10 protein-coding genes are annotated in these 12,173 nt (G+C 74.2%); 5 read left to right on the top strand and 5 right to left on the bottom strand.

What is annotated here, in order from left to right:
• The first annotated feature begins 18 nt into the window (after positions 1-18).
• The 3 genes from OG897_RS10755 (at position 19) to OG897_RS10745 (ending at position 1,953) form a co-directional block, all read left to right on the top strand.
• Complete coding sequence (locus tag OG897_RS10755) at positions 19-816, top strand: SDR family NAD(P)-dependent oxidoreductase (protein WP_266655154.1); 798 nt, start codon at positions 19-21, stop codon at positions 814-816.
• Between the two features lie 73 nt (positions 817-889).
• On the top strand, positions 890-1,255 hold the full coding sequence (locus OG897_RS10750) for a MerR family transcriptional regulator (protein ID WP_266656740.1): 366 nt from the start codon (positions 890-892) through the stop codon (positions 1,253-1,255).
• Positions 1,256-1,281: 26 nt separating this feature from the next.
• Positions 1,282-1,953: a DUF2293 domain-containing protein gene (locus OG897_RS10745; RefSeq protein WP_266655152.1), complete on the top strand. Its 672-nt coding sequence runs from the start codon at positions 1,282-1,284 to the stop codon at positions 1,951-1,953.
• A 25-nt stretch (positions 1,954-1,978) separates the two neighbouring features.
• On the opposite strand, the gene OG897_RS10740 is transcribed toward OG897_RS10745, so the two are convergent.
• Positions 1,979-3,979 carry a toll/interleukin-1 receptor domain-containing protein gene (locus tag OG897_RS10740; protein ID WP_266655150.1) on the bottom strand — a complete coding sequence of 667 codons (2,001 nt, stop codon included), beginning with the start codon at positions 3,977-3,979 and terminating at the stop codon, positions 1,979-1,981.
• A gap of 39 nt (positions 3,980-4,018) precedes the next feature.
• Here OG897_RS10740 and OG897_RS10735 point away from each other — a divergent pair, with 39 nt between their 5' ends.
• Positions 4,019-4,690: a hypothetical protein gene (locus tag OG897_RS10735; protein WP_266655148.1), complete on the top strand. Its 672-nt coding sequence runs from the start codon at positions 4,019-4,021 to the stop codon at positions 4,688-4,690.
• Between the two features lie 76 nt (positions 4,691-4,766).
• Here the strand turns inward: OG897_RS10735 and OG897_RS10730 are convergent, their stop codons facing one another.
• From OG897_RS10730 to OG897_RS10715, 4 genes are all read right to left on the bottom strand, one after another.
• Positions 4,767-6,047: an SWIM zinc finger family protein gene (locus OG897_RS10730; RefSeq protein ID WP_266655146.1), complete on the bottom strand. Its 1,281-nt coding sequence runs from the start codon at positions 6,045-6,047 to the stop codon at positions 4,767-4,769.
• Positions 6,044-9,055: a DEAD/DEAH box helicase gene (locus OG897_RS10725; protein ID WP_266655144.1), complete on the bottom strand. Its 3,012-nt coding sequence runs from the start codon at positions 9,053-9,055 to the stop codon at positions 6,044-6,046. Before OG897_RS10725 ends, OG897_RS10730 begins: the two co-directional genes overlap by 4 nt.
• 232 nt (positions 9,056-9,287) lie before the next feature.
• Entirely contained in the window at positions 9,288-10,688 is a 1,401-nt protein-coding gene (locus OG897_RS10720; protein WP_266655142.1) for an alpha/beta hydrolase, read from the bottom strand.
• A 35-nt stretch (positions 10,689-10,723) separates the two neighbouring features.
• On the bottom strand, positions 10,724-11,737 hold the full coding sequence (locus OG897_RS10715) for an AraC family transcriptional regulator (protein WP_266655140.1): 1,014 nt from the start codon (positions 11,735-11,737) through the stop codon (positions 10,724-10,726).
• 187 nt (positions 11,738-11,924) lie between these two features.
• Between OG897_RS10715 and OG897_RS41010 the strand changes: the two genes are divergently transcribed.
• Positions 11,925-12,020, top strand: a complete 96-nt coding sequence (locus OG897_RS41010; protein ID WP_353963749.1) for a putative leader peptide — start codon at positions 11,925-11,927, stop codon at positions 12,018-12,020.
• The last annotated feature ends 153 nt before the right edge of the window (positions 12,021-12,173 follow it).

The raw sequence follows: 12,173 nt of genomic DNA, 5'->3' as shown, positions 1-12,173 counted from the left end.
GGTCGGAACATCGGCCCCATGAACACCTCAGACACCACAGCCACCCCTGCCGCCCCTGTCGCCCCCGCCGGGAGGCGCGTCGTCATCGTCACCGGAGGAGGCACCGGCATCGGCCGGGCCACCGCGCTCGCCTTCGCGGCCGAGGGCGCCCAGGTGATCGCCGTGGGGCGCAGGCCGGAGCCGTTGGCGAAGACGGCAGCCGCCGCCGAACACCCCTCCCGCATCACCCCCTTCGTCGCGGACATCACCGAGGAAGGGGCCGCCGAGGCCCTCGCGCGCGAGGCGCTCGACACGTACGGCCGCCTGGACGTCCTCGTCAACAACGCTGGGATCGTCGGCGGCGGCGCCCTCGGCACCTACACCCGATCCGGCGTCGAGGCGCAGCTCGCGACGAACCTGGTCGCCCCGGTCCTGCTGACGCAGGCCGCCCTGCCCGCGTTCGGCACGCGCGGCGGCGTCGTCGTGAACATCAGCACCTCGGTGGGGCTGCGCGCCTGGCCCGGCAACGCGGTCTACGCGGCGTCGAAGGCAGCGCTCGAACTCCTCACCCGCAGTTGGGCGGTGGAACTCGCACCGCGCGGCATCCGTGTGGTGGCGGTGGCGCCGGGGGCGATCGACACTCCGATCGGCGAACACCGGGGGCTGACGCCGGACGAGCGGACCGCCGTACGGAACTGGCAGGTGGCGCACACTCCGCTGGGCCGGATCGGGCGCCCGGAGGAGGCCGCCTGGGCGATCACCCGGCTCGCCGCACCGGAGGCGTCGTTCGTGACGGGCGTCGTGCTGCCGGTGGACGGGGGCGCGGTGGTCGCGTGAGCCCGTGCGTGCTACGAATTCCCCGGCAGCACAGGCGGCGGCACAGGCAGCAGCGTCGAACGGGGGGGCGGACGTGCGCATCGGGGAACTCGCGCGGGCGACGGGCACGACCGCCCGCGCTCTGCGGCACTACGAGCAGGCGGGCCTGCTCACCTCCCACCGGGAGGCCAACGGCTACCGGACCTACGACGCGGAAGCCTCCGTCGTCCGCGTACGCAACATCCGCCAACTCCTCGCCGTGGGCCTGACCTTGGACGACGTACAGGACTTCGCTCCCTGCCTGGACGGTGACGTGCTCGCTGCCGCGCCATCCGAGGCGAAGCTGCGGATCGCACGGGACCGGCTGGCCGTACTGGACGCCCGGATCGCGGCGCAGACCGAGGCGCGGGACAAGCTCGCCGAGGCGCTGGAAGGAGCCGGAAACCGCTCTGTGCCGTAGGGAGAAACGGGGGGTATCCCCTTCCCATGAACCTCGTCGCTCATCTCGTGGTCGTCGAACCCCTCCAGCGGCGGCACTGCGCCGACTGCCGCCAGGGCCCGCTCCCCCTCCTGATCCTCGAATTCAACGCCCCGCGCTGCCTGGACTGCGCCGACCTCGGGCATCTCCTGTTCCTGCCGCGCGGCGACACGGCCCTCACCCGCCGGGCCCGCGAGGCCAGTTCGCTGTGGGCGGTCGTCGTCCGCTGGCACAAGCGCCGCAAGCGCTACGAGCGCCAGGGCCTGCTCGTCGAGGAGGCCGCCCTCGCCGTCGCCGAGTCCGCCTGCCTCGCCGACGCCGAGGCCCGCGAACGCCGCCGCGCCCGGGACGCGGTCCGCCGTGCCGCCGAGGACGTCCGCTTCACGGCCGCGTTCGCGGCGGCCATCGCCGCGCTCTTCCCCGGCTGCCCGCCCGAACGGGCCCGCACCGTCGCCGCGCACGCCTCGGCCAGGGGCAGCGGCCGGGTGGGCCGCAGTGCCTCGGGCCGCGCCCTGGACGAGGCCGCCGTCACCGCGGCTGTCCGCGCCTCCGTGCGCCATGTCGACACGCCGTACGACGCCCTGCTGATGGCGGGCACCCCGAGGAACGAGGCGCGGGCGCGGGTGGCGGAGACGATCGAGGGCGTGTTGCGGGGGTGGCGCACGGCTGCCGGGGGCTGAGCGGACCTGCCCCCGCCGAGGTGTGTCAGCCCGCCGCCGTCAGGCCGAAGTCCGCTCCCGAGATGGCGGCGAGGTCTGCGGAGATGCGCAGCAACGGGCCGCGCAGGGCGGTGAGCTCTGCCCGCATCCGGTCCGCATCGGGCCAGGCCGCCTCGTGGTCCTGGGGTGTCACGGAGGCCGGGCGCGTCGCCTCGTAGGCCGTGAGGAGCGGGTGCCAGGTGGTGGTGAAGGGGCGCAAGGTGTCGTTGAGGAGGCGGTAGGCGACGGCGCGTACGTGCGGGGTGTCCGTGTCGGCGGGGGCGGCGGCCAGGCTGACGCTGTAGCGGCGCAGCGTCTCGCGGACGAAGGGGAAGAGCCCGTACAACGAGGTCAGGGCTTCGCGGAGGTTGCCGCCGCCGGGAGGCAGTTCCTGGATGCCGATGCGGGTGACGAGTTCGGTCTGGATGTCGAAGGCGGCCATCCGCTCCGACTCGCTCGGCGGCGGGAGCGGGTTCGTGCGGGAGGGCGACGTGGGCATGTCCGACTCCTTCCGGCCGCCGGGGAGTCCGGCGCTTCCCAGCGTAGCCCCGTGCAGGGTGCGCAGGACGGCGTGCCGCAGTGCTTCGGTGCGGGCCGGAGAGGGGTCGTGATGGCGCCAGGCGTGCAGGGTGACCGGGTGGACGTGCCAGTGGGGGTCGGTGGAAGCCGTCCGTCCGGACTGCCGTTCCCGCGTGAGCATGCTGCACACCTCCAGATCCCGTACGCCCGCCTCGGCCCTGCGCTGCGCCACCGCCCTGGGTACGGAGTCGGCGGCGGCCAGGGCGCGGGCCGCGTCGTGGGCGGTGAGCGGCAGCGGGTGCAGGGCCGCCGCGCAGCGCAGTACGTCCTGGGCGTCGGCGGTGTCGGCGTCGCGGACGAGGGCGGAGGTGATGTCGTCCCCGGCGAGGGTGTCCAGGGGTGAGGGGCCGGGTGTGTACAGGGCGTCGGCCGGTCTGCCCGCGCGGGCCAGCAGGGCGAGGGCGAGCGGGTGGCCCTCGGCGGACGCGGCGAGTTCGCGGGAGCCCGCGAGGGCGTAGGCGTGTTCCGGGTCGAGCGGGCCGAGGTCGACGGGGGCGGCGAGTGCGGCGTAACCGCGGCCTCGGGTGGTGAAGAGGGTGCGGCCGAGGGGGTGCGGAGCGGCGAGCCGGGCGGCGTCGCGCGGGGCCAGGCGGGGCGGCAGGCCGTCGACGACGAAGAGGAAGGGGGCCGCCGCGGCCTCGAAATGGGCGTAGAGGTCGGGGGCTTCCAGGCGGCGGCGGAGGGCTTCGAGATCGGTCTCGTAGCTGCCGGGGCTGGTGGCGTCGAGCCAGCAGACCCCGCCGGGGAAGGCCGCACCGAAGCGCAGGGCGTACTCCTGGGCGAGGAGCGTCTTGCCGACGCCCGCCATGCCCCGGATCTGGACGGCGCGGGCCGAGGCCCGGCCGGTGACCAGGGGCGCGGCGTGTTCGTGCAGCGCGGAGTGCACCCGCCACAGCTCGGGGAGGCGGCCGGTGAACTCGGGGGCGGCGGACGGCTGCGGCCCGGGCAGCCAGCGGGGGCTGCGGCCGTCGGCCAGCGGTGCGGACATCGGGGTGTCGAGGGCGGCCACGTGCGTGCGTACGTCGGCGGCCAGTGCGGCGAGGGCCGCCGGGTCGGCGTCCGCGCCGAGCCCGTCCGCGTGCCGGGCGTCGCGCAGTTCCACCGGCTGGATGTGGGCGGTGCCCGGCTCGGGGTTGACGACCATGACGCGGCGGCGGGGGTCGCCCTCGCCGAGCCCCACGAGGTAGGCCGTGGTCAGTTCCCACTGGCATGCCTGGCGTTCGGGGTAGCCGGTGGAGTAATAGGCCAGCAGTGCGCGGGAGTTGGCGAGTTCGCGGCGGATGGTGTCGCTGATGCCGGAGAAGGAGGCGACGCCCGCCTCGTCCGTGAAGACCTTCAGGCCGGATTCCCGGAGCGCGTCGAGCAGCGGACGCACCCGGTCCGCGTCGTCGCGGCTGTAGCTGAAGAAGACATCCCACACGGAGAACACGGAGCCTTACCCTACTGTGAGGAGCCGGGGAGGGCGATCATGAAGCGCAACAGCGGCAAGCGGCACGGGGCGGGTCCGACGCAGATCACGGCCCGGCTGGCATTTCCGTTCGTGGGTGAGATCGCGGGTGTGTGGGAACCGGCGGACGCCGAGCGGCGGGCGTCCTGGGAGCTCTACCTCGACCTGGTCAGCCGGGTTTCCGTGGCCGAACTGGGAAGGGACAAGGGGCTGTTACGGGAGGCGCTGTCCTCGTTGTACAGCTTGTTCGGCACGACCCGGGAGATCCTGCGCAGGCACGGCCCGGCCGTCGCGCCGCCGCTGGAGCCGGGCCACTTGAGTTTCGGTGTGCTGGCGATGACCGTACTGAACCGGGTCCTGCGCCCTCTGCTGTCCGAGTGGCACCCTCGGCTGGCCGCGTACGAGTCGCAGCGTCCCGCGCATGTCGACCCGGTGGCGTACGAACGGGCCTGGGAGCACGCGCAGGCGCTGCGGGGCGATCTGGACGCGGTGCGTCAGGCGCTGGAGTCCCTGGCCAGGACGTTGCAGCAGGTCGCGGGGGTGAGCGATCTGATCGCGCTGCCCGCGCCCGCTCCGCCGTCGGCGCCGGGCACGCCCGGGGTGCTGCCGCCCGGAACGTCGGGTGCGCTGCCCCCGGGGAGGGGCACGGTGCCCGGGAGCAGGAGCGCCTCTGGAGACACCCCCCCCCGCTGATCCTCGGTAGGTGCCGGGCGTTGCGCCGAGTGGGTGGCTCGCGGGGACGGAGGGCTTCGCCGGGGCGGCCCGTGCGTCAGGCTCCGCGCAAACGGTTCAGTACGTCCACGGGGTCGTGGCCCGGCGGGCCTTCCGGCCACCAGTCGTCGTGGCCGGTGTCCGACGCGTAGCCGTACCAGAGGCCGTCCTGCCCGTAGCGGAGCTGGAAGCGGCCCGCGGTCAGGCGGTTGTGGGTGGGGCGGAAGTTCAGGCCGAGGACGAGCAGGGTGGAGCGGGCGCGGTCGAAGGGGCCCGCCGGGGGGTCCCACGGGGTGTCCAGTACGCAGAGGGCTCCGGAGCCGCCCTGACGCCAGGCGGACACCGCCTTGGCCAGCTCGGTGGGGGTGCGGCCCAGCGCCCGGGTGAGGGACGTGTAGAGGGAGCGGGTCGCCGCGGTCAGGCCGGAACCGGGCTGGGCGGCGGCGATGCGGACCGCGTCCTGCCAGGGGGTGAGGGCGGCGATCGGGTCCGTGCCGGTGCTGAGGAGGGCGTGCGCGCGGTGGGCGGCGTCGGTGGCGAGGTGGTCCAGGGCGAGGGGGTCGGGGGCGCCGCGCAGGTGCGGGGGCGGGTAGGAGGGGGGTGTGCCCGGGTGCGGGGGCGGCGGGAAGGCCGGGGGCAGGGGGGCGAGGGTGCGGGTGAGGGCTTCGCGGGCCGGGAGGCCGGGGAGCGTGGGGGGTGTGCGGGTTTCCGTCGCGGTGCGGGCGGCGTTGCGGTGGGAGAGGGCGTCGAGGATCTCCCTCTCGTCGCGGCCTCGGAGCAGGAAGATGACGAAGGGGTCCTCGTCGACGATGCGGGCCACCTGGTAGCAGAGGGCCGCCGCGTGCTTGCAGGGGCGGCCCGCGTCCGGGCAGGTGCAGGAGGGCAGGAGGTCGCCTGCCGTGGTGGGGAGGAGGGGGATCTCCGCGAGGGGCGAGGCCGGGTCGAGGAGGGCCTGGGGGACGGTCTTGGCGAGGAGGGATTCCAGGTGGGCGGGGTCGGCGGCGGCCGCGTCCAGGAAGGCGTCCCAGTCCTCCGGTACGAGGGTGCGCAGACGGAGCTCGGCGCGGTAGGGGCGGGCGCGGCTGCCCCGTACGTACGCCACGACCCGGCCCGGGGTGACGGTGATCGCGTCGACGTGGCCCGCGTCCGCGTAGGCCCGGCCCCGGGCGAGGCGGGCGGGGTCGAGGGAGAGGTCCTCCAGGGCTGCCACCCAGGCCCTGCCCCACCAGGTGACGGCGGGCCCGGTCGACTCCGGGTCCGGCGGGAACGTACGGCGGCGGTCGGACGCGGCAGCGGTGTGCGGGCCACGTGCCGTGGGGCGGGGTCCGTACGGGGTCATGACGGCCTCCGCAGGGAGACGAGGTCGGCCAGTTCGCGGTCGGTGAGTTCGGTGAGGGCGGCCTCGCCGGAGCCGAGGATCGCGTCCGCCAACGACCGCTTGGAGGCGAGGAGTTCCGCGATGCGGTCCTCGACGGTGCCCTCGGCGATGAGGCGGTGGACCTGGACGGGCTGGGTCTGGCCGATGCGGTAGGCGCGGTCGGTGGCCTGCTCCTCGACCGCCGGGTTCCACCAGCGGTCGAAGTGCACGACGTGCGCGGCGCGAGTGAGGTTGAGGCCCGTTCCGGCCGCCTTGAGGGAGAGCAGGAAGACGGGGACCTCGCCGGACTGGAAGCGGTCGACCATCTCCTCCCGCTGCGCCACCGGGGTCCCGCCGTGCAGGAGTTGGGCGGGGATCGCGCGGGCGGCCAGGTGCCGGGAGAGCAGCCGGGCCATGCTCACGTACTGGGTGAAGATCAGTACGGAGTCCTCCTCGGCGAGGATCGTGTCGAGGAGTTCGTCGAGGAGGGCGAGCTTGCCGGAGCGGGTGGTGGCCAAGCGGGGCGGGTCGTCCTTCGAGCCCCCTTCCTTCAGATACTGCGCGGGGTGGTTGCAGATCTGCTTGAGGGAGGTCAGCAGCTTCATGATCAGGCCGCGGCGGGCGATGCCCTCGGAGGTCTCGATGGCGGCCATCGTCTCGTGCACGGCCGCCTGGTAGAGGGCGACCTGCTCGCGGGAGAGGGAGACGGGGTGGTCGGTCTCGGTCTTGGGGGGCAGTTCGGGGGCGATGCCGGGGTCGGACTTCTTGCGGCGCAGGAGGAAGGGGCGCACCAGGCGGGCGAGGCGCTCCACTGCCTCCGGGTCCTCACCGCCCTCGACGGCGCGGGCGTGCCGGGCCCGGAAGGAGGTGAGGGGGCCGAGGAGTCCCGGGGTCGTCCAGTCCAGGAGGGCCCACAGCTCCGAGAGGTTGTTCTCGACGGGGGTGCCGGTGAGGGCGATCCGGGCCGGGGTGGGGATCGTTCGGAGGGCCTTGGCGGTGGAGGAGCGTGCGTTCTTGAGGTGCTGGGCCTCGTCGGCGACGATCATGTTCCAGGTGTGGGTGGCCAGTTGGGCGGCGCTGGTGCGCATGGTGCCGTAGGTGGTGAGGACGAATCCGCCGTCGTACGAGCGCGAGGGGGGCGGGGCGTCGGGGGCGGTGCCTCGGGCGGCGTCGGCGTCGAAGAGGCCGTCGGCGGTGGCCAAGTCGTCCAGGGTGCGTGCCGCGCCGTGGAAGCGGCGCACGGGGACGCCGGGGGCGAAGCGTTCGATCTCGCGCTGCCAGTTGCCGAGGAGGGAGGCGGGGCAGACCACCAGGGTGGGCGCGGTGCGCGGGCCGGGGGCGGCCGGTGCTCCCGGGGTCGCCGCCGCGCGGGCCGCGTCGACGCGGTGCAGGTGGAGGGCGATGACGGTGATGGTCTTGCCGAGGCCCATGTCGTCGGCGAGGCAGCCGCCGAGGCCCAGCGAGGTCATCAGGTCGAGCCAGGCCAGGCCGCGGAGTTGGTAGTCGCGCAGGGTGGCCTTGAGCGCGGGCGGCTGCGGGAGGGTGTCGGCGCCGCCTCGGGCGAGCCGGTCGCGGAGGGTCGCCAGCGCCCCCACGGGTACCGCGTCGACGCGTTCGCCGTCGACCTCCGCGGTGCCGGTGAGGGCGACCTCCAGCGCGTCGGCCGGGTCCAGCAGACCCAACTGCCGCTTGCGCGCCTTGCGTACGAGCTCGGGGTCGACCACCACCCACTGGTCGCGCAGCCGGACCACCGGGCGGTGCTCCTCGACCAGGGCGTCCATCTCGGCCTCGGTGAGGTCCTCGCCACCGAGCGCCAACTGCCAGCTGAACGCGAAGAGGTGCTCCGCGTCGAAGAAGGCGGTGCCATCGGTGGCCGAGCCGGGCGCGGGGCGCACCACCGCCGTGGCGGTCAGCGTACGGGCCAGTTCGCGCGGCCAGTGGACCGTGACCCCGGCGGCCTCCAGCCGGTGCGCGGCCGCGCCCAGCAGGTCGTACAACTCCTCGTCGGAGAGGGGCAGTACGTCGGGAACGGGCTGCTCCAGGAGGCGGGCGAGCGGCGGCCAGACCCGGCCCGCGCGGCGCAGGGCGAGCACCGTGTCCACGCGGGCGCGGGGCCCGAAGGAATCACCGCCGTCGCCCGCCCAGAGGTCCACGGCGTCGACGAGGTGGGTGGGGTCGGCGAGGCTGTGCACCTGGACCACGGCGGCCCCGGCACGGCGGGGCCCTTCCGTACGGTTTCGGGCAGAGCGGCCTTCGGGCGGGTCGCCGCCGTCCTCCTCGCGGGAGCGGTCGTCCTCCTCGCGGGAGTCGAAGAGGCCGTCCGCCGGGAGGTCGAGCCGGAGCGAGACCCGCACTCCGGCGTCCGCGCCCGCCGCGACCTCGGCGGCCCACTCGCGCAGGCGCGGCAGGTTCTGCGCCTCGTGGGAGGCGAAAGGGTCCCCGAAGGCGAGGGCGGCGGCGGGCGTGCGGGGCAGCACGTCGGCGACGGCGTCCACGAAGGAACGCACCAGGTGGGCGGGGTCCGGAACCTGGAGTGGTGTGCGGTCGGACAGCGGAACCGCGTATCCCTCGGGCGGCAGGGCGGCGGCGATCGCACGCAGCTGGGCGACGTCGGCGGCATCCGGCGGACCGGCCCGCCAGGCGTCGTCGTCGGCCCGGGTGAGCCCCGGCAGCAGCAGCCCACGCGAGACGAGGTGCAGGGCGTGCAGGGCGGCCGCTCCCCAGCAGCGCGTCGCGGGGTGGGCGGTGGGGGCGTGCCGGGCGGCGACGAGCAGCGGCAGGGCCTCGGCGAGCGGCAGGATCCGGGCCGGGGCGGTGCGGGCCCGGACGACGGCACCCTGACGGCGGACGACGGTGACGGTGTCCTCGGCGCCCGAAGGCGGCGGCCCTTCCGGCGACCACAGGGCGATACGGGCGTCGCGGGGCAGCGGGGCGGGGAGGTAGAGGGCCGCCGTGTGGGCGGGCACGGGGGTGGGGCGGGTGGTGGTCATGGTGGCTGCGCCTCCCCTCCGAGGTCCGGTTCTGCGCAGGTGGGCGCAGGGTTTCTTCGTGGATCTGCGAGTTTACGGGTGGGGTCTGACAGTGGGGGTCGGGCGGCCGGGATCGGACGGCCGGGATCGGACGGCCGGGATCGGACGGTCGGGGCGGCGGCGAGAACGCTGCGGGGAATCGGTGATTCACCTCAACAGGAATCGGTGGTTCACCTCAGCAGGAATCGGTGGTTCACCTCAGCAGGAAGCGCTCGGCGGCCGCCGCCCCCGACTCCGCACCCTCGTGCACCCGCAACTGCGTGGAGTGGCCAGCCCCCTTGAGGACCACGAGTTCGGCGTGCGGCAGGCGCTTCTTCACCGCTTCGGCCCACGGAAGCGGCGTCGACAGGTCGCGGTCGCCCGCGAGCAGCAGGACGGGGACCTTCAGCGCCCGGTAGTCGTCCGCCGCGTCGTGCGGCCGGGACTTCGGCCAGTGCAGGCAGGTCTGGGCGATGCCCTGTCCGGCGGCGGTGCGTGCCTCGAAGGGCCAGACGTCGCGTTCCTTGAGTGCCCGTACGGCACGGTCGAGGGCGGCGGCGCGTCCGGCCTCCGGCGATGCCGCGTCGCCCCACGGGAACGGCGTGTCCGCGCACAGGGTCGCCGCGTGCAGGCCCGAGCTGAAGACCTTCGGGGGTGCTCCGTCCGGTTCGGCGAACCCCTTCACCAAGGTGTCGAGTTGCTTGGTGTCCCCTGCCGCCGCCTTGTGGAGTGCGCCGAGGATGCCGTAGCGCGGGTTCTTCAGCGGGGCGTCGACGATGCTCGCGGTGACGAGCATGGTGAAGACGCCGACGCCGTTGCCGTCCCGCCGTACGACCTTCGCGAGGTCGACCGCCGGGTCGTGGCCGCAGGACTGTTCCCGGCAGGCGCTGCGCAGCATCCGCTCCGCGTGCCGCAGCGACGCCGTGTAGAGCCCGTCGGCGGCGTCCAGGGGCACCGGGGAGTCCAGGACGAGCCGGTTGACCTTCTTCGGGTGGCTGAGCGCGTACTGGCTCGCGGTGAACGTGCCGTACGAGACGCCGTCCAGGCTCCACCGGGTCGCGCCCAGCGCCTGGCGCAGGTCGTCGAGGTCGGCGACGGTGTCGGCGGTGGTGAAGTGGTTGCGCCGCTCCCCCAGCAGGTCGGCGCACTGGCGCACGGCCGCGCGCGTGGGCGGCACGGTGTCGCTGCCGCCCACCTCCTTCTGGAGCTGCGGGCAGTCGAGGGCGGTGCTGCCGGTGCCGCGCTGGTCGATCATGACGAGGCGGTACTCGGCGACCGCCCTGGGAAGTGCTTCGCGCACCTTCTTGAGGTACTCGACTCCCGGCTGCCCCGGTCCTCCGGTGAGGAAGAGCAATACGCCCTTGGGTGCGCGCACGTTGTCCGCCACGGCGACGCGCAGCGTGAGGGTGCCCTTGCGGCGGGTCCGGTCCAGGGGCACCACCAGGTCGGAGCAGGTGGCCTTGTCGACGCCGGGGCAGGGGCGGGGGTTCGTCAGGGCGGGTCGGCCCGGCGGTGGACCTGCGGAGTGGCCCACCGGAGGTGCGGAGCCGACGCAGGAGACCAGGGTGAGGACCGCGGCTGCGGTCGCTGTGCACACGCGGGTGAGGGCAGGCATGGGTCACTCCCGGCAGAGGGGCGTTCGGGTCGCTCTCATCCTGGGCGGCGGTACGGCGACCGCGTTGAAGATTCGTGCTCGATGGGTGCGAGTTGCCTTCGTACGGACTCAACGGGGGCGAGTTGCCTTCGTACGGACTCAACGGGGGCGAGTTGCCTTCGTACGGAGCTGGGCACGGCTCCGGTGTACTGGCGGACCACCCGGGTCAGATGGGCCTGGTCCGCGAAACCGTACGTCGCGGCCAGAGCGCGCAGGCCGGGGCCGGGACCGCCCTCCGCCAGGACGTTCAGCACTGCCCGTACCCGCAGCTGGTTGCGGTGGGCGGTCAGGGTGCGGCCCGTGACGGCGCGGAAGACCCGGCTGAGGTGGTGCGGCGAGGCACCCACCGTGCGGGCCAGCTCGTCGAGCGTCAGGACGGGCAGGTGCTCCGTGCGCGCCGTCAGGGCCGCGCAGGCGTCGGCGGCGAGCTTCCGGTGCGCCCTGACCGTCGCCGGACCGCCGGAGCCGCGTACGGTCCACTGACCGGCCGAGGCGGCCACGCCGTCGAGCAACGCATGTGTGCGCTCGGTCAGTTCGAAGGCGTCCGTACCTCTGTGGGCGGCGGCGACGAGCGCCCTGTGCCGGAGATCGGCCGCACCGTCCAGGGCGATACCGCGGGCGTTCGGGCGGTGCGGTGCAGCTGGGCGGCGGTCGAAACGGTCCGCGAAGAGCCGCATGTCCACCTGGAGGATCGTGGAACGATCCCCCGGTCCGGCGGGGTGGGCTATGTGGTGCTCGTCGCCCGGCCACAACAGGTAGCCACCGGTGACGTCGACGAAGAACTCCTCTCCGTTCACCCTGCGCAGGTATCCCCCGGCCCGGGTCAGCGCCACCCCGTACATGCCCTCGTACCCGGGCCCCACGAAGCCCGTGCGGTCCTCGCAGCAGTGGATGTCGGTCACCGTCAGACCCTGTGTACGGAGCAACGTCCGGCCCGCCCCCCGGCGTTCACGCACGGCCTCGCTCCACCGGGTCGGCACCCGGCCTCCTGCGGAGGTCCCGCCGCCCATGTCCCCGCCTCCCTCTCCGAGGGGACCATGCTCCCCCGCCGTGGCCGAGGGGAACAGCGCCGGAGAGCGACCCGGCCAGCTCCTCGCCACACTTCCGTTCCACACCCGTATCCACATTCCGAGACACGCTCATCCACCATGCGGACTTCGGTTGTGACGCGACACAACGGGCGGCGAAGATGCGGGCATGGCCCCTGTTCTCGTATCGCGTCGTCACGTGGATCTGCAGCGTGTTTCGACCATGCTCTGTCGGGCCGTCTCCCGCCGTTCGCACGGCTGCTGACACTGCGTTCAGCCCTCCTTCCCGCACGGGCGGACTCCTCACCCCACGGTGACGGTTCCACAGTGACGGACCGCCGCACCGCGTGAACGCCTCCTCCCGGAGACGTCGTAACGCCGTGCCGTCGCCACACTCGCGCGCGCCGCCCCTGCCTCC

The organism is Streptomyces sp. NBC_00237 (genome assembly GCF_026342435.1).
Classification (GTDB): domain Bacteria; phylum Actinomycetota; class Actinomycetes; order Streptomycetales; family Streptomycetaceae; genus Streptomyces.
This window is presented reverse-complemented; position numbering and strand designations above follow the sequence as displayed.

Coding starts and splice junctions, on each gene's coding strand:
- OG897_RS10720 (WP_266655142.1), bottom strand. CDS start 10,688: ATGCCTGCCCTCACCCGCGTGTGCACAGCGACCGCAGCCGCGGTCCTC.
- OG897_RS10755 (WP_266655154.1), top strand. CDS start 19: ATGAACACCTCAGACACCACAGCCACCCCTGCCGCCCCTGTCGCCCCC.
- OG897_RS10745 (WP_266655152.1), top strand. CDS start 1,282: ATGAACCTCGTCGCTCATCTCGTGGTCGTCGAACCCCTCCAGCGGCGG.
- OG897_RS10735 (WP_266655148.1), top strand. CDS start 4,019: ATGAAGCGCAACAGCGGCAAGCGGCACGGGGCGGGTCCGACGCAGATC.
- OG897_RS41010 (WP_353963749.1), top strand. CDS start 11,925: ATGGCCCCTGTTCTCGTATCGCGTCGTCACGTGGATCTGCAGCGTGTT.
- OG897_RS10730 (WP_266655146.1), bottom strand. CDS start 6,047: ATGACCCCGTACGGACCCCGCCCCACGGCACGTGGCCCGCACACCGCT.
- OG897_RS10715 (WP_266655140.1), bottom strand. CDS start 11,737: ATGGGCGGCGGGACCTCCGCAGGAGGCCGGGTGCCGACCCGGTGGAGC.
- OG897_RS10725 (WP_266655144.1), bottom strand. CDS start 9,055: ATGACCACCACCCGCCCCACCCCCGTGCCCGCCCACACGGCGGCCCTC.